The organism is Rhizobium sp. CFBP 8762, assembly GCF_014841565.1.
Classification (GTDB): domain Bacteria; phylum Pseudomonadota; class Alphaproteobacteria; order Rhizobiales; family Rhizobiaceae; genus CFBP-8762.
Genome location: NZ_JACYUD010000008.1, coordinates 225954 through 244034, shown reverse-complemented (window position 1 = coordinate 244034; position 18081 = coordinate 225954). Strand labels below are relative to the sequence as shown.

General features: G+C 58.0%; 16 protein-coding genes. 6 read left to right on the top strand and 10 right to left on the bottom strand.

Features of this window, described 5'->3' with window-relative positions:
• Window position 1: 1 nt before the first annotated feature.
• The 6 genes from IFT84_RS18165 to IFT84_RS18140 all read right to left on the bottom strand — a co-directional run bounded on the left by IFT84_RS18165 (window position 2) and on the right by IFT84_RS18140 (window position 5719).
• Window positions 2-1012, bottom strand: coding sequence for a ligase-associated DNA damage response exonuclease (locus IFT84_RS18165; protein WP_192122059.1), 1011 nt, complete (start codon window positions 1010-1012; stop codon window positions 2-4).
• Window positions 1013-1122: 110 nt separating this feature from the next.
• The gene (locus IFT84_RS18160) at window positions 1123-2070 is read right to left on the bottom strand and encodes a nucleoside hydrolase (RefSeq protein WP_192121968.1); all 948 of its coding nucleotides are present in this window, start codon (window positions 2068-2070) and stop codon (window positions 1123-1125) included.
• Between the two features lie 179 nt (window positions 2071-2249).
• Complete coding sequence (locus tag IFT84_RS18155) at window positions 2250-3092, bottom strand: metal ABC transporter permease (protein ID WP_192121966.1); 843 nt, start codon at window positions 3090-3092, stop codon at window positions 2250-2252.
• Complete coding sequence (locus IFT84_RS18150; RefSeq protein WP_192121965.1) at window positions 3089-3961, bottom strand: metal ABC transporter permease; 873 nt, start codon at window positions 3959-3961, stop codon at window positions 3089-3091. Before IFT84_RS18150 ends, IFT84_RS18155 begins: the two co-directional genes overlap by 4 nt.
• Window positions 3945-4832, bottom strand: a complete 888-nt coding sequence (locus IFT84_RS18145) for a manganese/iron ABC transporter ATP-binding protein (RefSeq protein ID WP_192121963.1) — start codon at window positions 4830-4832, stop codon at window positions 3945-3947. The genes IFT84_RS18150 and IFT84_RS18145 overlap by 17 nt, the downstream gene beginning before the upstream one ends.
• Window positions 4829-5719, bottom strand: a complete 891-nt coding sequence (locus tag IFT84_RS18140; protein WP_274603619.1) for a metal ABC transporter substrate-binding protein — start codon at window positions 5717-5719, stop codon at window positions 4829-4831. Before IFT84_RS18140 ends, IFT84_RS18145 begins: the two co-directional genes overlap by 4 nt.
• 229 nt (window positions 5720-5948) lie before the next feature.
• On the opposite strand from IFT84_RS18140, the gene IFT84_RS18135 reads away from it, so the two are divergent.
• Window positions 5949-6533 carry a hypothetical protein gene (locus IFT84_RS18135; protein WP_192121961.1) on the top strand — a complete coding sequence of 195 codons (585 nt, stop codon included), beginning with the start codon at window positions 5949-5951 and terminating at the stop codon, window positions 6531-6533.
• Between the two features lie 158 nt (window positions 6534-6691).
• Here the strand turns inward: IFT84_RS18135 and lysS are convergent, their stop codons facing one another.
• Together lysS and gltX are read right to left on the bottom strand one after the other, a co-directional pair.
• Entirely contained in the window at window positions 6692-8197 is a 1506-nt protein-coding gene (lysS, locus tag IFT84_RS18130; protein ID WP_192121959.1) for a lysine--tRNA ligase, read from the bottom strand.
• Window positions 8198-8204: 7 nt separating this feature from the next.
• On the bottom strand, window positions 8205-9659 hold the full coding sequence (gene gltX, locus IFT84_RS18125) for a glutamate--tRNA ligase (RefSeq protein WP_192121957.1): 1455 nt from the start codon (window positions 9657-9659) through the stop codon (window positions 8205-8207).
• Window positions 9660-9895: 236 nt separating this feature from the next.
• On the opposite strand from gltX, the gene IFT84_RS18120 reads away from it, so the two are divergent.
• The gene (locus IFT84_RS18120; protein WP_192121955.1) at window positions 9896-10702 is read left to right on the top strand and encodes an NAD-dependent epimerase/dehydratase family protein; all 807 of its coding nucleotides are present in this window, start codon (window positions 9896-9898) and stop codon (window positions 10700-10702) included.
• A gap of 271 nt (window positions 10703-10973) precedes the next feature.
• Here IFT84_RS18120 and IFT84_RS18115 read toward each other — a convergent pair whose 3' ends face one another.
• Window positions 10974-11729 (bottom strand): TerC family protein, encoded by a 756-nt coding sequence (locus IFT84_RS18115; RefSeq protein WP_192121953.1) that lies wholly within the window; start codon window positions 11727-11729, stop codon window positions 10974-10976.
• A gap of 80 nt (window positions 11730-11809) precedes the next feature.
• A complete protein-coding gene (locus tag IFT84_RS18110; RefSeq protein ID WP_192121950.1) occupies window positions 11810-12493 on the bottom strand; it encodes a TetR/AcrR family transcriptional regulator in 684 nt (227 codons plus the stop codon).
• A 143-nt stretch (window positions 12494-12636) separates the two neighbouring features.
• Here IFT84_RS18110 and IFT84_RS18105 point away from each other — a divergent pair, with 143 nt between their 5' ends.
• The 4 genes from IFT84_RS18105 (at window position 12637) to xylB (ending at window position 18080) form a co-directional block, all read left to right on the top strand.
• A complete protein-coding gene (locus IFT84_RS18105) occupies window positions 12637-13872 on the top strand; it encodes an HlyD family secretion protein (RefSeq protein WP_192121948.1) in 1236 nt (411 codons plus the stop codon).
• A gap of 28 nt (window positions 13873-13900) precedes the next feature.
• Window positions 13901-15499 (top strand): DHA2 family efflux MFS transporter permease subunit, encoded by a 1599-nt coding sequence (locus tag IFT84_RS18100; protein WP_192121947.1) that lies wholly within the window; start codon window positions 13901-13903, stop codon window positions 15497-15499.
• Window positions 15500-15571: 72 nt separating this feature from the next.
• A complete protein-coding gene (locus IFT84_RS18095) occupies window positions 15572-16645 on the top strand; it encodes a LacI family DNA-binding transcriptional regulator (protein ID WP_192121945.1) in 1074 nt (357 codons plus the stop codon).
• A complete protein-coding gene (gene xylB / locus IFT84_RS18090) occupies window positions 16629-18080 on the top strand; it encodes a xylulokinase (protein WP_192121943.1) in 1452 nt (483 codons plus the stop codon). Before IFT84_RS18095 ends, xylB begins: the two co-directional genes overlap by 17 nt.
• Window position 18081: the final 1 nt, after the last annotated feature.

The following is an 18081-nucleotide window of genomic DNA, read 5'->3' as shown; positions in this document are numbered from 1 at the left end:
GCTATTCCCCTTCGTCATCATAGCCGACCAGATGCAGGGGCCGTGCGGCAATGCCTTGAAGCGCGCACCAGCGAACCAGTGCTTCCTCGCGCCCGTGAGTCACCCAGACTTCACCGGGCTGTATCTCGCTGATGGTTGCGAGCAGTTCGGGCCAATCACAATGGTCGGAGAGGATAATCGGCAATTCCACGCCGCGCTGCTTGGCGCGTTGGCGCACCATCATCCAGCCGGAGGCGAAAATGGAAACGGGATCAATAAAGCGGCGCGCCCATTTATCGGCAAAGGCCGAAGGCGGGCCGATGATGACAGCTCCGGCAAACATGGATTTGTCTTTGCCTGTAAGGGTGGCCGGGCGGAGATCACCGAGTGCAATGCCCTGTGTCTCGTAATAATCGCACAGCTTGGTCAGCGCGCCGTGGATGTAGATCGGCGCATCGTGGCCGCCCTCGCGCAGCAGCGCAATCACCCGTTGCGCCTTGCCCAGCGCATAGGCACCCACCAAATGGCTGCGCTCGGGAAACTGTTTAAGCGACGTGATCAGCTTGCCAATTTCCGCACGATCATCCGGGTGGTGAAACACCGGCAGGCCAAACGTTGCCTCAGTGATGAACACATCGCATTTGACCGGCTCGAAGGGCAGACAGGTAGGATCAGCCCTCCGCTTGTAATCGCCCGAGACGACAATGCGCATTCCATCTTTTTCGATGGCAATTTGCGCCGAGCCCAGCACATGGCCTGCCGGGTAAAAACTGACCGTCACGCCATTGATTACGGTGGTTTGCCTGAGTTCTGCAACGTGTTCGCTGACGCAGAACTGCTCCCCGTAGCGGATGCGCATGATATCCAGCGTCTGGCGCGTGGCCATGACGGCGGTGTGGCCGGAGCGCGCATGGTCCGCATGGCCGTGGGTAATCAGCGCCCGCTCCACGGGGTGAACCGGATCGACATAAAAGTCTCCGGGCGCACAATACAGGCCTTTGGGGGTGGGGTAGAGCAGGGCGTCTGGTTTCATGCCCCAGAACATAGAGCATTTCCTGTAAAAGCCAGAGCGCTTTTACATCAGGACATGTGTTCGTAAAATCCAGAGTTGCCCCAGCCAGCTCGCCAGCCGGGGCCTTTGTGTTATGCCGCTAATGTATCGTGAATGAGTTTCAAAACGCCATTGGCATCAATATCGGTGCACACGGTCTGGCTTGGCAGATCATCCCAGGCGCTGGGTGGGAAGAAGCGGCCGTCCGGCTTCATGATGGTCTTGCCATCGGCGATGCCGCCGCACAGAACCCGCACGGTGCCGGTGGTGCTTTCAAACAGGTGCGGCGCCACCACGTAGACGCAGGCGCAGCTGTCGTGCACGACCATGCCGTCATCCACCAGCTTGCCGTAGAAATCGATGTAGAACTGGGAGATATCCGACAGCAACTCCACCGCTTTGCCACCTTGGCTGGCGGTCTCTGCCAGCGCGGCGCGGCTCATCACGGTTTTCATGGTCACATCAAGGCCGATGACGACGACTTTCCACGGTGCGGTCATCACGACATCAGCGGCTTCCGGGTCGCCGTAGATATTGGCTTCGGCGGCAGGGGTGATATTGCCGGGCACATCAAAGGCCCCGCCCATAATCACGACCGACTTGACCAAACCGGCTATCTCAGGGTCTTCCCGCAGGGCATTGGCAAGGTTGGTCATGCGGCCAACGGCCACCAGTGTGATTTCGCCGGGGTTGGCACGGATGGTCTCGATCAAAAAACGATGGGCGGGACGCGGGTCGAGATTGCCATCCACATGGTCGGGAACGCCGATATTGCCAAGACCATCATCGCCATGGATGAAGGTGGGCCATGGAACGGGCGTGCGGGCCGGATCATAGGTCTGGTCCGCGCCACGGGCAACGGGGGCCGAGATACCCCATTCCTGTTGCAGGAACAGTGCATTGCGGGTGGTCGTCTCGACGGACGCATTGCCGAACACGGTGGTAATGCCGATCAGATCGATGTCTGCGTGCTTGTGAAGAAACAGAAGCGCCATGGCGTCATCAACGCCGGGGTCCGTATCAAAAATGACCTTTTGCATGTCTCGTCCCTTTTGCAATCAACAGGTTCTCGAGCATTTCCGGTAAATACGGGTTCACCGAAAATACTCTCGTTTCTTTACTTTGTCGCATTGTCCGGACATAAAAGCGGTTCCGCTTTTGACTGGAAATGCTCTGGCTGACCGAATAGCCGGGGCGCACGGGTTTGTCGATAGCGCTCTTAAGTCATGATGGTAACGCGGCGGGCCTGCACCGTCACCCGGATAAAGGCAGCAATGAACATCAAACTCAGCAACAGAACAATGGTCGGGGCGGGGGCGCTGTCGATGAAAAAGGCGATATAGATGCCCACCACGGTTGCACCAAGCGCGATGCCGACAGCAAGCCACAGCATGGTATCGAACCGCCGCGCCAGCAGAAACGCGATTGCGCCGGGTGCTACAAGAAAGGCCACCGAAAGGATGATGCCAACCGCCTTCAGCGCACCGACAATAACAAGCGACAGCACGGTCAGCAGTCCGTATCGCAGAAAACGCACCGGCAGGCCGATGGCGCTGGCGTGCTGCCGGTCAAACGCGTGGACCAGCAAGTCGCGGTTTTTGACCAGCACGAAGCCGGTGACGACCAGAGCGATCAGACCGGTTTCCAGAATATCGCCCCAGGCAATGCCAAGCATATCACCGAACAGGATATGGTCCAGATGCACATCCGGCCTTGCCTGCACATACAGCACCACACCAAGGCCGAACATGCCGGAAAACACAATGCCGAGCACCGTATCTTCCTTGATGCGGCTGTTTTCCGTCAGGTATCCAGCCGCAACGGCGCAGAATAACCCTGCGAAAAATGCGCCGACTGCCAACGGAATTTTCAGCATATAGGCCAGAACAATGCCAGGCAGCACCGCGTGGGAGACCGCATCGCCCATCAGCGACCAGCCTTTCAACACCAGAAAGCAGGACAGAAGCGCCATCGGCACCGCGACTAGAATGGTAATGATGAAGGCGTTCTGCATAAAGGCGACCTGAAACGGCAGGATAGCCAAAGTGACAATATCATTCATACGCGCACCTCAATGGGCTGGTCTGTCAGCGCACGACTTGCACGACGCCGGGCGGCCAGAAGGCCATGTTTGGGGGCAAACACAAAGGCCGTGAGGAAAATAAGCGTCTGCAGCACGACAATAATGCCGCCCGTCGCACCATCCAGAAAATAGCTGATATAGGCTCCAAGCATGTTGGTGATAGCGCCGATGCCAACGGCAAGGATGATGACGCGGCCAAAGCGATCGGTCAGCAGGTAAGCCGTGGCACCGGGTGTGACCACCATGGCGATGATGAGGAAGGCGCCGACTGTCTGCATGGCGGCCACGGTGGACGCTGCCAAAAGGGTGAAGAACATCAGCTTCAGCCGTGTCGGATGCAGGCCGATGGTGCGGGCATGGCTTTCATCAAAGAAGGTGACCATCAGGTCCTTCCATTTCAGTGTCAGCAGCAACAGACTGACGCCGCCGATCAGCACCAGTTGCAGCGTATCGCCCGGCGTAATCGCCAGAATATTGCCCATGACGATGGTCTGAATATCCACCGATGTGGGCGATAGCGATACCATGAACAGGCCAAGGCCAAAAAACGAGGTGAAAATCACACCGATAATGGCGTCTTCGCGCAATTTAGTGCGGTCGTTCAGAAACAGCATGGCTGCGGCGGCCAGACCACCGGAAAGGAATGCGCCCGCCGCAAACGGCAGGCCCAACATATAGGCCCCGGCCACGCCCGGAACGATGGAATGGGACAGCGCATCTCCGATCAGCGACCAGCCTTTCAGCATCAGATAAGCGGACAGAAAGCCGCAGACCGCGCCCACCAGACCGCTGACCCAGATGGCGTTGATCATGTAATGATATTCAAAGGGCTCAAGCAGGCCGGTCATCGTCCACCGTTTCCTGCCCGCGCTGTTTGTCGCCATAAAGCACAAACGGTCGTTCATCATCGCTGATCACCCGCAGATGGCGGGCATCCTCATCATTGTGAAGCTCCGAGCCGGAGAGAATGAAATGCCGTAGAGCGCCGCCAAACGCCTGCTTCAAATTCTCCTCCGTAAAGATATCGCTGGTCTTGCCCGACGCAATCACAGTGCCTTTAACGAACACCGTGCGGTCACAAAACTCCGGCACGCTGCCGAGATTGTGCGTGGAGACCAGCATCACACGGCCTTCATCGCGAAGCTGTTTCAAAAGCGTAATGATCTGCTCTTCGGTGTTGACGTCCACGCCGGTAAAGGGCTCATCCAGCAGAATAACCTGACCTTCCTGCGCCAGCGCGCGGGCCAGAAACACACGTTTCTTCTGCCCCCCGGACAGCTCGCCAATCTGGCGCTTGCGAAAATCAGCCATGCCGACGCGGGCCAGCGCGTCGCTCACCATCTTGCGATCCTTGGAGGTCGGTATGCGAAAGAAGTTCATATGGCCGTAGCGGCCCATCATGACAACATCTTCAACCAGCACCGGGAAGTTCCAGTCCACCTCTTCCGATTGGGGGACATAGGCCACCAGATTGCGTTTCAGCGCCTCCGCAATGGGCAGAGACAGCACGCTGACAGAGCCTTGCGCCAGTGGCACAAACCCCATGATCGCCTTGAACAGAGTGGATTTACCGCTGCCGTTTACCCCCACCAAAGCGGTGATGGTGCCGCGCGGCACACTGAAGCTCGCCTTGCGCAGGGCCGTGTGGCCGTTGCGATAGGTGACGGTGGCATTGTCGACAACAATGCCTTCAAGGGTTTTTTTCTTGCCCATCATCATTGTGCAAGGCCCTTTGTAATGGTCTCGGCGGTGACGCGCAGGAGATCGAGATAGGTCGGAACAGGGCCATCTGCATCGCTGAGCGAATCGACGTACAGCACGCTGCCATAGGCCGCGCCGGTTTCAGACGCGACTTGTTTAGCGGGATTGGCCGACACGGTGCTTTCGGAGAAAATTACATGGATATTGTGCTTGCGCATGGCGTCTATGACCGCGCGGACCTGACTGGGCGTGCCCTGACTATCGGAATTGATGGGCCAGAGATACAATTCTTCCAAACCGAAATCGCGCGCGAGATAGCTGAACGCACCTTCGCTTGTAACCAGCCAGCGCTTTTCCGCCGGAATGGCTTCGATTTGCCTGCGGATGTCGGCGTCCAGCGCCCGAATCTTGTCGCTGTAAGTCTTGGCATTGGCCGTGTATGTCGCGACGCCATCGGGATCGATATCGCTCAGCGCCTTGCGGACGTTTTCGACGTAAATCAAGGCGTTGGAAGGTGACATCCACGCATGGGGATTGGGTTTGTCCTTATACGGCCCCTGCGCAATGCCGATGGGCGTTACACCGGCGCTAACCTCGATATTCGGAACGTCCTTGAGGTTGACAAGAAACTTCTGGAACCACAGTTCAAGATTCAGGCCGTTCCACAGCACGAGATCAGCATCCTGCGCCTTCAGGATGTCGCCTGGGGTCGGCTGGTAATTGTGAATTTCCGCGCCTGCCTTGGTGATGGACTGCACGTCGGCGGCGTCACCTGCAACATTTTTGGCGATATCGGCAATGATGGTGAATGTGGTGATTACCTTCGGTCTATCCGCCGCCATGACGGAGGAGGAAAAAATAGCGAGGCAGGCGGCAAGGAGAATGCGCCGTATCGGACTGCTCAAATGAATGCTCCTGTCGTAATGACAATGCTTCTGCGAACCAGTTGCAACTAAGCAATATAGATCGCCGTCCGAGGTTGTCAACGCTATTGCAACTCATTCGCAATTAAAGGTGAGGATGGCCTACAATTTGTTGTATTTGTTTAAGCATTCTGAAATGTGCGGTGGCTAGGCTTGTGTTACATTTGACGAAACAGCCCTGAGCGACGGGCGGAGGACACTGTAGGCCAGCGTGAAAAAAGTCAGGCTCCCCCGCAAACTGGTGCTGATTGTTGCTGGCATAGCTATGCTTTCCTGCACAACGGCTGCCTTTGCGATCTATGTGGGACGGGATGCGCTTCTGGGGCCGCCGTCAACCACCATCAACGGGGTTGCTTGTACCGATGTGCTGGAAGTCAAGCTTCGCACCGGGGACCAGCGTTGGGTGCGCAAATTTGTAAAGTCAGACAGTACGGACGGGCCAACCCGCTTGAAAACAGCACTGCGCGTGGTGCAGGCTTTTGCGAAGCAGGAGCAGGCGGATCTTTATCAGGTGGTTGTGCTGGATGTGAACGGACCGGAGGTCCGCGCCGCCATGCAGGGCCGCGCCATTGGTGCCGAAATTCTCTATGCACCCAACCCCGCTATCGTGCCGGGAATGGATGGCGCCTACAAAGCCGGGTATCGCGTGGGCGAGCCCAGTGCGCAGGGCATGTTCTACGGCGAGCGGCGGGAGGTGTCGCTGGCCGATATCGAGGACGCGTTGAAGGTCATGAAAGATGACGAGGACTGTTCGAAGCGTGAGGCGCGAGTAGGGCGGGCGGATGCGTGGGCTTAGCGTATTCCAGTGAAAACGGAGTCGTTTTCACGTCTGGACAATGCGACAAATAAAGGATTTTGATCCGAAAGGCTTCGTGCCTTTCGCTTCATAAGAACTGGCAGTTTCCCCGTGTGGGTGGTCCCCTGTGGACCAAGCACAGGGGTAGGGGCGCGACCTCAATCGTTGCGATTGCGGCGTGCCGGAAACAGAATGATATCGCGGATCGACGGCGCGTTGGTCAGCAACATGATCAACCGGTCCACGCCAATTCCCAGGCCACCGGCGGGCGGCATGCCCTGATCCATGGCTTCGAGGAAATCCTCGTCAAGCGTGCGCTGTGTTTCGCCCCGCTCATGGGCTTGTGTTACCTGCTCCACCATGCGCGCGCGCTGCTCGACCGGGTCGTTCAGCTCGGAGAAGGCGTTGCCGATTTCCCAGGCGTTGCAATAGGTTTCAAACCGCTCCACCAGACGCGGTTCGCCTGGAATTTCCTTGGCAAAAGGCGAAATGTCCTTGGGGAAATGGGTGACATGCGACGGCTGGATTAGCGTGTGCTCGACCTTTTCCTCAAACAGCGTCGCTAGCACTTCACCCCAGGTCGCGGTTTTCTCCACCGCAACACCGAGGCTGGCGGCAATTGCGCGGGCCTCTTCATCACTGTGCACGGCCATCAGGTCGTGCCCGGTAACTTGCTTGACCGCTTCCGGCATGGGAACGCGGCGGAATGGCCCGGCAAAGGACAGTTCTGTTTCGCCGAACGTGATCTCCGTGGTGCCATGAATGGACTGCGCCAGCGTGCTGAACAGCCGCTCGGTCAGGCCCATCATGTCCTCGTAATCGGCATAGGCCCAGTAGCATTCCATCATCGTAAATTCGGGATTGTGCCGCGTGGACACGCCCTCATTGCGGAAGTTGCGGTTGACCTCAAACACTTTGTCGGTGAGGCCGGATACCAGAACGCGCTTCAGGTACAGTTCCGGCGCAATGCGCAGGTACATGTCCAACTTCAGCGTGTTGTGGTGGGTCTTGAACGGGTCCGCCGTGGCACCGCCATAGACCGGGTGCAGCATGGGCGTTTCAACCTCGGTAAAGCCCTCATCCTCCATGAAGCGGCGAATGCCGGAGATGATGCGCGAACGCTGCTGGAAACGTGTCTTGGACTCCTCGTTGGACAGGATATCCAGATACCGCTTGCGATAGCGCGTCTCGATATCGGCAAGGCCATGGTACTTTTCCGGCATCGGAAGCAGGGCCTTCGTCAGCATGGTGATCTCAAGCGCGTTGACGGTCAGTTCGCCACGCTTGGTGCGCCGTACCGGACCGGTAACGCCAATGATGTCGCCAAGGTCGATCAGTGGCAGAAGCGAGCGGGCCTCTTCCGGTGTGTTGTCCTTGTGAGAAAAGATCTGGATTTTTCCCGAGGCATCGTGCAGGTCGATGAACATGCCGGAATTGCGCGAGGAATACACACGCCCCGCAACGGTGACCGTGTCGCCGCTTTCGGTGTCTGGCTCCAGATCGGCATATTTCTCCGCCAGCTCGCCATTGGTCAGGGTGCGGTGAAAATGCGCGGGATAGACATCGCCGACTTTCTCACGCAGCAATTCCAGCTTCTGGGCGCGCACTTCCGTTACATCGGAAGATAGCTGGGAGGATGGGGTAACGGCGTTCTGGTCGGTCATGTCGGGCTCAGTTCTTTATAATGGTTATAGCAACAGCTTGCGCTGCCAGCTTCAGGCGCTGGCGCACCATGGCGCGGCCGAGAATGGCCATGCTGTCAAACAGCGGCAGCGAGCGCTGCGAGCCGGACATGGCGATGAACAGCGGGGGAACCACCACTTTCAGCTTCTTGCCCATGCGCTCGGCAATGGCGCGCAACTCTGCCTCGATGGTGTCCTTGTTCCATTCCAGAATCTTGTCCAGATCGACCTGAACGGTTTCCAGAATCGACAGGGTTTCCTCCGGGGGAGTTTTGACGCCCGCGAACGAGGCGCCGGTCACACCAACATCGGCACTCAGCAGGAAGGAGGTCAGACCCGGCAGATCACCGAGCTTGCCGACGCGCGATTGCGCCAGTTTCAGCCCTTCGCGCAGACGGTCGCTCTCGCTTGCCCATGTCAGCACGAGGGCGAAAAACTGCTCTTCGTCCAAGGCCTCGCGCAGCCAGCGGCCATTCAGCCATTCCAGCTTCTGTAGATCGAAGATCGCGCCGGATTTCGACAGATTGTCGGGGTCGAAATTGGCGATCAACTGGTCCATCGTCATCAGTTCCTCGCCTTCAGAGATCTGGATGAACAACAGACCCAAGAAGTTCATCAGCGCTTCCGGCAGGAAGCCGAGGGCGGAATAGTACGAGATCGATGTGGGGTTCTTGCGTTTCGACAATTTGGATTTGTCGGCATTGCGCATCAACGGCAGATGGATGAACTGCGGCGCATCCCAGCCGAAATAGGTGTACAACAGAACGTGCTTGGGCACGGATGCCAGCCACTCTTCGCCACGCGCAACGTGGGTAATCTTCATCAGGTGGTCATCCACCACATTGGCCATGTGGTAGGTCGGCATGCCATCGGCTTTCAGCAGAACCTGCATATCCACGGCGTCCCATGGAATTTCCACGTCGCCATACACGCCATCGGTAAAGGTGCAGGCACCACTCGTTGGAATTTTCATGCGCACGACATGCGGTTCACCTGCCTTGACGCGGGCGGTCACTTCTTCGGCGGACAGGTTCAGGCAGTGGCCATCGTATTTTGGTGGCAAATTGGCGGCGCGTTGGGCAGCGCGCATTTCATCCAGACGCTGCGGCGTGCAGAAGCAGCGGAAAGCATGACCCTTTTCCAGCAACGCGTCCACATAGGGGCGGTACATGTCCTTGCGGTCGCTCTGGCGATAAGGGCCGTAGGGCCCGCCAACGTCAGGACCTTCCGACCATTCCAGCCCGCACCATTTCAGCGCGTCCAGCACCTTCTGCTCAAATTCCGGCGTGGAGCGTGTCGCATCCGTATCCTCAATGCGCAGGATAAAGGTGCCGCCCATCTTCTTGGCGAAAAGATAGTTGAACAAAGCAGTGTAGGCTGTGCCGACATGCGGCTCGCCGGTAGGGGAAGGTGCAATGCGCACCCGAACGCCGGAATTGGTCATGATACTGGCCTATATACGTGCTGGCGACCGCCTATACCGAATTGAAACCAGTATTGCCGGCCAAAAAGTTAGAAATCGGGACCTGTTCGGCACCGTTTCTGTTGGCTGGCCTTAGGCCATAAACAGGCCTCAAGGTCAAGAAAAACCGATTGTAGGAAACGGGTGGTTATTTCTTTTGCATCCAGTGTCAATGCGGGCCAGATTGTCGGTCCAACCTGTTCAGCCATGGATGTATGATGATCAAATACAAACGGATTCTCCTGACGGGTGCCAGCGGCGCACTCGGGCGCGTTCTGCGCCAGTCCCTGCCAACGGTAACGGCGACCTTGCGACTGACGGACCGGGAAAGCATTGAACCGGACAGCGAGCATGAGGAAGCGACGGTCTGTGACCTTGCGGACCGAAACGCCGTCATGGACCTGACACGCGATGTGGACGCCATTGTCCACATGGGCGGCATGGCGCTGGAAAACACCTTCGACACCATCGTGCAATCCAACATCATTGGGCTTTACAACATATTCGAAGGTGCGCGACGCAACGGCGTGAAGCGCGTCATCTGGGCGAGTTCGGTCCATGCCATCGGGTATTACAAGCGCACCGAGACGATTGAGCCGGACTGCCTGACCCGTCCGGACAGTCTTTATGGCGTGTCGAAAGTGTATGGAGAGGCTATCGCGCAATACTACTACGATAAGTTCAGTCTGGAGAGTGTCTCCATCCGTATCGGCTCATGCGTACCAAAGCCACTGGACTGGCGTATGCTGACGACATGGTTGAGCTATCCCGATCTCCAGCATCTGATAGAGCGCTGCCTGACGGTGCCCAAGGTGGACCATACTATTCTCTATGGCGTGTCGAAAAACGATGAAACATTCTGGGACAACACCAAGGCATCACATATCGGGTATCGCCCCAAGGACAATGCCGAAATCTACCGTGCCGAAATTGAGGCAAATGTGGCACGGCCAGATCCGGGCGATCCCATCATAGCCTACCAGGGTGGGCCGTTCGTTGCCGCCGGACATTTTGAGGACCCGTGAACTTTTTTTGGAACCAGCTTGGCAAAGCTGCGTTTTGGGTATGACGAACACGGGCCGTGTCAATCGGACGTGATGATGCTGAAGAACACAGGGATTTTTCCGATTTCTTCCTGTGGTCAACGAAATGGCAGCCGAGCTTCTTATTCATCCGGTCCCGTGTTCTGACCTCCAAGTCCCCATTTGGCCTGTATCCGTTTTCCCCCGGATGCAGGCCTCTCTTTTTGTGCTGTGCTATTTTAAGCAGAAGGCCCGCTTTCGCGGGCCTTTCGCATTAGTGGGTCTTCGTCGCGTCGCGCTTGACGCGCGCCCTTCGGCGCGACATCATGTTCAGCACTTCCACAAGAGCCGAGAACGCCATGGCGGCGTAAATGTAACCCTTCGGTACATGGAAGCCGAAACCTTCGGCAATGAGCGTCGTGCCGATCATCAACAGGAAGCCCAGTGCCAGCATGACGATGGTCGGGTTCTTTTCGATGAAGTTGGCCAGAGGCGTTGCAGCCAGCAGCATGACGGTGACCGCAACTACGACAGCCACGACCATGATCGGCACATGCGGTGTCATGCCGACCGCGGTGATGATGCTATCGACCGAAAATACGAGGTCAAGCAGCAGGATCTGTACGATGACCGATGAGAATGTCATTGCCACCTGTTCGCCGACGAGGTTTTCCTTGTCGTCTTCGACATCCACATTGTGATGGATTTCCTTGGTCGCTTTCCACACAAGGAAGAGACCACCGGCGATCAGAATAATGTCCTTCCAGGAGAAGGCGTTGCCGAACACTTCAAAAACCGGGTTGGTCAGTTGCACGATCCACGCAACGGTGGCCAGAAGACCAAGACGCATGATGAGCGCAAGGCCGATACCAATGCGACGCGCCTTTTCGCGCTGCTCGACGGGCAGCTTGTTGGTGAGAATGGAAATGAAAATCAGGTTGTCGATCCCCAGCACCACCTCCATGACGATGAGGGTGATTAGGGCGACCCAAGCGGTCGGGTCCTGTAAAAGCAACAGGATATCCTGCATTCTCAATTCCTTCTTTCGTTAAACCAGACCCGATATGTATTCGACGTGGCGTAATTAACAAGAAAGGAATGCAGGAAAAGTTATGTTTCTGCTCTGATATAGGCGCGAAGAAACACATCGACAGCCGATGTGACCACTTTATGAATATGGTGCGGGTCTGGCTCCGTCGGCAACAGACCGAAAAGGCGCTTTTTGAACAAACCCGCCATCGACATTTCAATAAATTGGGCGGCAGCTATCTCGGTGTCAGCAATCGTGATCCGGCCTGCCGCAACCTGGGTGTCCAGATAGCGTTTCAGCACGGTAAAACCGTTTTGCGGGGTGGCTGCAAAAAAGCGCAGCGCAAGATCCGGCATCCGGTCGATAACGCCCAGAACCATGCGCATGGCACCGATCGTATAGGTGGAATTGATGTTGCGAGAGAGTTCCAGCCCGAATTCGAGCAGCGCCTCGTCAATCGGCTCGTGCTCGTCCAGCGCATGCTGTACGGCTTCCACAATGCGGTTGCGTTCCTGCTCGATCAATTCGCCGAACAGGTCCTCCTTGTTCTGAAAGTAAACGTAGATGGTTCCTTTGGAAACACCGGCTTCCCGGGTGATGTCATTCATGCTGGCAGCGTCAAAACCCAGCTTCACGAACACGCGCTTGGCCCCATCCAGAATCTGCTGGCGCTTGGCCGGGTCTTCGCCGGCCGCACGGCGACCAGCCCCGCAGCAATCGTCAACGGCTGTCAAAACCGACTTTTCTGCCTGATGATTGGGCATTGGCTCACTGTTTCCGTGGTTCAAGCGCAGTTGTCGAACCGATCGGTTCGATTTCTCTTGATATGCGGATTAAAAGGTCCTATGTCAACCGAACTGATCGGTTCGATACATAACTATTTCCTCAAGTTCAGGCTGGTTACCAAATGTCTGCATCCCACAATTCCGGTGCTGCTCGGGTTCGCGCGGTTGCGCAGCCGGAGCCCGATAGCCATGATGACGCGCCGGAAACGGCGGAAGCCCCTGCAACGGTACCGGCCACGACGCCAGCAGCCGAGGCCGCTCCCCAGCCAGCGCCCACACCTGCGGTTGCGCCTGAGAAGAAATCGTTTGTGCGCCGGGCTATTCTGCCGGTTATCGGGCTGGCTGTGTTGGCGGCTGGCGGCTGGTACGGCTATCACTACTGGGTGGATGGCCGCTTCATGGTCTCTACAGATGATGCCTATATCGAAGGGGATATCGCATCCATTTCGCCGAAGGTCTCCGGCTATGTCGAGCGTGTCAATGTCATTGCCAACCAGCAGGTAAAGGCGGGTGATCCGCTCATCACGCTGGACAAGGGTGATTACCGCATTGCTGCCGATCAGGCCCGTGCGCAGATCGCCACGCAGACACTGGCGCTGAAACGCATTGACGCGCAGATCGAAGGATCGCGCGCCAGCCTGCAGCAGGCGCAAGCACAAAAGACGGTGGCAGAAGCCACCGTGCGCAGCGCAAAGTTGACGCAGGGCCGTGCCAGCCAGTTGCAGGCGAAAGCCTATGCCTCGACCTCCACACTGGATACCGCAGCCGTGGCGCTGGATCAGGCCAATGCCAACCTGATTGGCGCAGATGCCAATATTGCCTCTGCCAATGCGGCGATTGCCGTGTTGCAGGCGCAGCGCGCGGAAGCCGAAAGCAGCGTGCGGTCTCTGGAACTGGCGCTGGAAAAGGCAGAGCGCGATGTCGGCTTTACGGTGCTGAAGGCACCGTATGACGGGATCATCGGCAATCTGTCGGTGCAGACGGGTGATCTGGTGTCTGCGGGCCAAAAGCTCGCGGCTCTGGTGCCGGTGCGTCAGTTGTATATCGATGCCAACTTCAAGGAAACACAGATTGCTCATCTGGCACCCGGCTCCAAGGTGAAGGTGCATGTGGATGCCTTCGATGAAGAACCGATCATTGGCACGGTCTCGTCCATTGCGCCTGCGTCCGGCTCCGTGTTCTCGCTGCTGCCAGCGGAAAATGCCACGGGTAACTTCACCAAGGTTATCCAGCGTGTTCCCGTGCGCATTGATCTGCCCAAGGACGCGCTGGACAGTGGCCGCCTGCGCGCAGGCTTAAGCGTCATCGTGGACGTGGACATGCGCACTGCACCCGGCACCGCCGTCGCCGCCAGGTAGCATTTTATAGTTTGATTTGGAGGCCGTGATGGCCCAGGCAGCAGTTGCAGCGTCCGCACGTGCACCCTCCCAGGCTGTCGCCGGGGAGGAGCCGATCAGCACGAAACGCATGATCGCGTTTTTTGCCATGGTCGTCGGCATGTTCATGTCGATCCTCGACATTCAGATCGTCTCGGCCTCGCTGGCGGAAATCCAGGCGGGTCTCAGCGCCGGGTCCGATGAAGTGGCCTGGGTGCAGACGGCTTATCTGATTGCCGAGGTCATCATGATTCCGCTGTCGGGCACGCTGGCGCGGATCGTCTCGACGCGGGTGCTGTTTGCAACCTGCGCGGCAGGGTTCACCGCCGCCAGTGCGCTGGCCGCCACCGCCACCAATATCGATCAGATGATCATCTACCGCGCCATTCAGGGATTTATCGGCGGCGGCATGATACCATCCGTTTTTGCCGCGGCTTTCACCATCTTTCCGCCGTCCAAGCGCAACATCGTGTCCCCGATGATCGGTCTTGTGGCGACACTGGCCCCAACTATTGGACCAACCATCGGCGGCTATCTCAGTCATGCGTTTTCGTGGCACTGGTTGTTTTTGATCAACGTTATTCCGGGCATCTTTGTCACGGTGCTGACGTGGAATCTGATCGATTTTGACAAGCCGGAATATTCCCTGTTCAAGACATTCGACTGGTTCGGACTGGCCTGCATGGCCGTGTTTCTGGGCTCGCTGGAATATGTGCTGGAAGAGGGCAATGCCAATGACTGGCTGAACGACGAGGCAATCCGCTACGCCTCGGTTGCCATGGTCATTGCCGGTGTCATCTTCTTCTGGCGGGCCTTCAAGGTTCCGTTCCCGGTGGTGGATCTCAAGGCTTTTTCCAACATCAACTTTGCCTTGGGCTCCATATTTTCCTTCGTCATGGGTATCGGGCTATATGGTCTCACCTACCTTTATCCGCTCTATCTAGGCCGTATTCGGGGTTATGACTCGCTGATGATCGGGGAGACGATGTTCGTCTCCGGTCTTGCCATGTTCCTGACGGCGCCGGTGGCAGGTTTTCTCTCCAGCAAGCTTGATCCGCGCGTGATGATGATGGTGGGCTTTGGCAGTTTTGCGCTCGGCACCTGGTCCATGAGCCACCTGACCGCCGACTGGGATTTCTACGAGCTGCTGGTGCCGCAGATCCTGCGTGGGGTCGGGTTGATGCTGTGCATGGTGCCGATCAACAATCTGGCGCTCGGCACGCTGCCGCCCGCACGCATCAAGAATGCGTCCGGCCTGTTCAATCTTACGCGAAACCTCGGTGGCGCGGTGGGGCTGGCGGCAATCAACACCATTCTTACCTCCCGTCAGCAGGAGCATTATGCCCGCCTGTCGGAGCATGTGCAGTGGGGCAACCCCGAAGCCATGAAGATGATGCAGGACATGACGGCAAACTACAATTCCCACGGGCTGGATGGCGCGCGGATTGCCGTGCAGAAATTGTCGGGAATGGTGACGCAGCAGGCCACGATCCTGTCCTTTATCGATGTGTTTCTCATCCTGACGGTGCTGTTCGGCGGGCTGATTTTTGCGACCCTGATCGTGCGCAAGCCCAAGCCCGTTGCACCAAGCGCCAGCGGCGGACACTAACCTTCCCCACTTTTTGATTTACGTACATCAAAAAATAAACTATGCCTTCCCGTGTGCTGATGGGGAGGGATCATGCGGCCAACGGTTCACGATATTGCTGCCACGGCGGGCGTCAGCCTTGCCACGGTGGACCGTGTGCTGAATGGCCGCCCCGGTGTGCGCACCGTCACCCGCCAGAAGGTAGAGGAGGCCATCGGCGCGCTTGGTTTCACCCGCGACATGGCTGCCGTCAATTTGGCCAAGGGCCGGGTCTACCCGTTCGTGTTCATCGTGCCGCAAGGCAACAATTCCTTTATGACGAAGCTGAGCTCTGAAATCCGGGATGCGGCCACACGCATGCGGGTCGAGCGTACCTCCATTCGGCTGGTGGAAGTCCCGCCCTTCGATGTAGATGCACTGGTGGCAGCCATGAAGCGTGTGCGCGATGACAAGCCCGCAGGTGTGGCGCTGGTTGCCATTGATGCGTCACCCGTGCGGGCCGGTATCGCGGATATGAAGGCGGCTGGCATACCGATGGTCACGCTGGTATCGGACGTGCCGGGAGCAGGGCATGATCATTACGCCGGAATTGATAATCTGGCAGCGGGGCGCACGGCAGGCAGTCTGATGGGCCGGTTCCTGGGCGGGCGCGAAGGCTCCGTGCTGGTGCTGGCCGGGTCCATGCTGGTGCGTGACCATGCCGAGCGCCTGCAGGGGTTTGCGCAGTCCATGGCGCGGATATCACCAACCAATCCTATTTTGCCGGTGCTGGAAGGGCAGGACGACCCGGAACGTTCCGAGAAGCTGGTGCGCGAAGCGCTGGGCAAGTTTCAAGACTGCATCGGTCTCTACAGTCTTGGGGCGGGCAATCGCGGCATGATCCGTGCCTTGGAACATCATGCCACAGAAAAACGGGCAGGGGCGCTGCGCGTCATCGCGCATGAACTGACCCCCCACAGCCGCGCCGCACTGGCTGCGGGCATGATCGATGCCATTCTCAATCAGGATGCGGGCCATGAAGTGCGCAGCGCCATTCGCGTGCTGAAAGCCAAGGCAGACGGGCAAAGCGTGATCACGGCGCAGGAACGCATCCGCATCGACATCTTTCTCAACGACAACCTACCGCCTGAAATGGAAGAGGAAAACATCCATGTATCTTGGTCTTGATCTCGGCACATCCGGCGTAAAAGCCATGCTGATGGATGGCGATCAGCACATCATCGGCTCGGCTTCGGGTGCGCTCACCGTGTCGCGGCCCCATCACGGCTGGTCCGAGCAGAACCCGGCGGACTGGATCACAGCCACGGAAGAAGCCATTGCCGGCTTGAAGGCTGCGCACCCGAAAGAATTGGCTGCCGTGCGCGGCATCGGCCTGTCCGGGCAGATGCATGGCGCAACCCTGATTGGCGACGATGACGCAGTTTTACGCCCGTGCATGTTGTGGAACGATACACGGGCCTACGAGCAGGCGGCGGCACTGGATGCCGATCCGCAGTTTCGGTCCGTTACCGGCAATATTGTGTTTCCCGGTTTCACCGCGCCGAAGGTGGCGTGGGTGGCGGATAATGAGCCCGATGTTTTTCAGAAAATCCGCACCGTGTTGCTACCCAAGGATTACTTAAGACTTTGGCTGACGGGCGAGCGCCTGTCGGACATGTCGGATTCTGCCGGTACGGCGTGGCTTGATACCGCAAACCGCCGCTGGTCACAGGCGCTTCTGGATGCCACGGGCCTCACACAAGACCAGATGCCCGGCCTTGTGGAAGGGACTGAAAAGGCCGGAACCCTGCGTACGGAACTCGCAACGAAATGGGGCCTTGGCACCGGTGTCGTGGTGGCGGGCGGTGCGGGCGACAACGCAGCCTCCGCCATCGGCATGGGTACGGTTCATGCCGGATCGGCGTTCGTGTCGCTCGGCACATCCGGTGTGCTGTTTGCGGCAAACGACAGCTACCTTCCCAACCCTGAAAGCGCGGTTCATGCTTTCTGCCATGCGCTGCCGGATACGTGGCACCAAATGGGCGTGATCCTGTCGGCCAGCGATGCCCTGAACTGGCATGCTGGCGTCACAGGCAAAAGCGCCGCCGACCTGACGGCAGAACTTGGCAACACGCTGAAAGCGCCGACCGGCGTTGTGTTCCTTCCTTATCTTTCCGGTGAGCGCACGCCGCACAACGACGCCACCATTCGCGGCGTGTTTGCAGGCCTTGGGCATGAGAGCGACCGGGCCGCGCTGACGCAGGCCGTGCTGGAAGGCGTGTCCTTTGCCATTCGCGATAATCTGGAGGCGCTGAAGGCGGCTGGCACCACCGTGTCCCGTGTTACGGCCATCGGCGGTGGTTCGCGCTCGCACTACTGGTTGCAGGCCATTGCCACTGCGCTGGATATCGACGTGGATGTTCCGGCAGACGGAGATTTTGGCGCGGCCTTTGGTGCTGCGCGTCTGGGGCTGATTGCTGCAACCGGCGCTGATCCCAAGGCCGTCTGCACCGCACCGGCCACTGCAGAAACAATTTCGCCCGATGCCAGCCAGCGGGGGATCTACGAGGAAACCTATCAACGCTACCGGCGGCTATACCCTGCCATCCGGGCGGCATTTTAAT

Excerpts from the sequence above, each read along its gene's own strand:
- IFT84_RS18110 (WP_192121950.1), bottom strand. The coding sequence starts at position 12,493 with ATGCCCAATCATCAGGCAGAAAAGTCGGTTTTGACAGCCGTTGACGAT.
- lysS (WP_192121959.1), bottom strand. The coding sequence starts at position 8,197 with ATGACCGACCAGAACGCCGTTACCCCATCCTCCCAGCTATCTTCCGAT.
- xylB (WP_192121943.1), top strand. The coding sequence starts at position 16,629 with ATGTATCTTGGTCTTGATCTCGGCACATCCGGCGTAAAAGCCATGCTG.
- IFT84_RS18150 (WP_192121965.1), bottom strand. The coding sequence starts at position 3,961 with ATGACCGGCCTGCTTGAGCCCTTTGAATATCATTACATGATCAACGCC.
- IFT84_RS18155 (WP_192121966.1), bottom strand. The coding sequence starts at position 3,092 with ATGAATGATATTGTCACTTTGGCTATCCTGCCGTTTCAGGTCGCCTTT.
- IFT84_RS18145 (WP_192121963.1), bottom strand. The coding sequence starts at position 4,832 with ATGATGATGGGCAAGAAAAAAACCCTTGAAGGCATTGTTGTCGACAAT.
- IFT84_RS18165 (WP_192122059.1), bottom strand. The coding sequence starts at position 1,012 with ATGAAACCAGACGCCCTGCTCTACCCCACCCCCAAAGGCCTGTATTGT.
- IFT84_RS18105 (WP_192121948.1), top strand. The coding sequence starts at position 12,637 with ATGTCTGCATCCCACAATTCCGGTGCTGCTCGGGTTCGCGCGGTTGCG.
- IFT84_RS18160 (WP_192121968.1), bottom strand. The coding sequence starts at position 2,070 with ATGCAAAAGGTCATTTTTGATACGGACCCCGGCGTTGATGACGCCATG.
- IFT84_RS18095 (WP_192121945.1), top strand. The coding sequence starts at position 15,572 with ATGCGGCCAACGGTTCACGATATTGCTGCCACGGCGGGCGTCAGCCTT.
- gltX (WP_192121957.1), bottom strand. The coding sequence starts at position 9,659 with ATGACCAATTCCGGCGTTCGGGTGCGCATTGCACCTTCCCCTACCGGC.
- IFT84_RS18120 (WP_192121955.1), top strand. The coding sequence starts at position 9,896 with ATGATCAAATACAAACGGATTCTCCTGACGGGTGCCAGCGGCGCACTC.
- IFT84_RS18115 (WP_192121953.1), bottom strand. The coding sequence starts at position 11,729 with ATGCAGGATATCCTGTTGCTTTTACAGGACCCGACCGCTTGGGTCGCC.
- IFT84_RS18100 (WP_192121947.1), top strand. The coding sequence starts at position 13,901 with ATGGCCCAGGCAGCAGTTGCAGCGTCCGCACGTGCACCCTCCCAGGCT.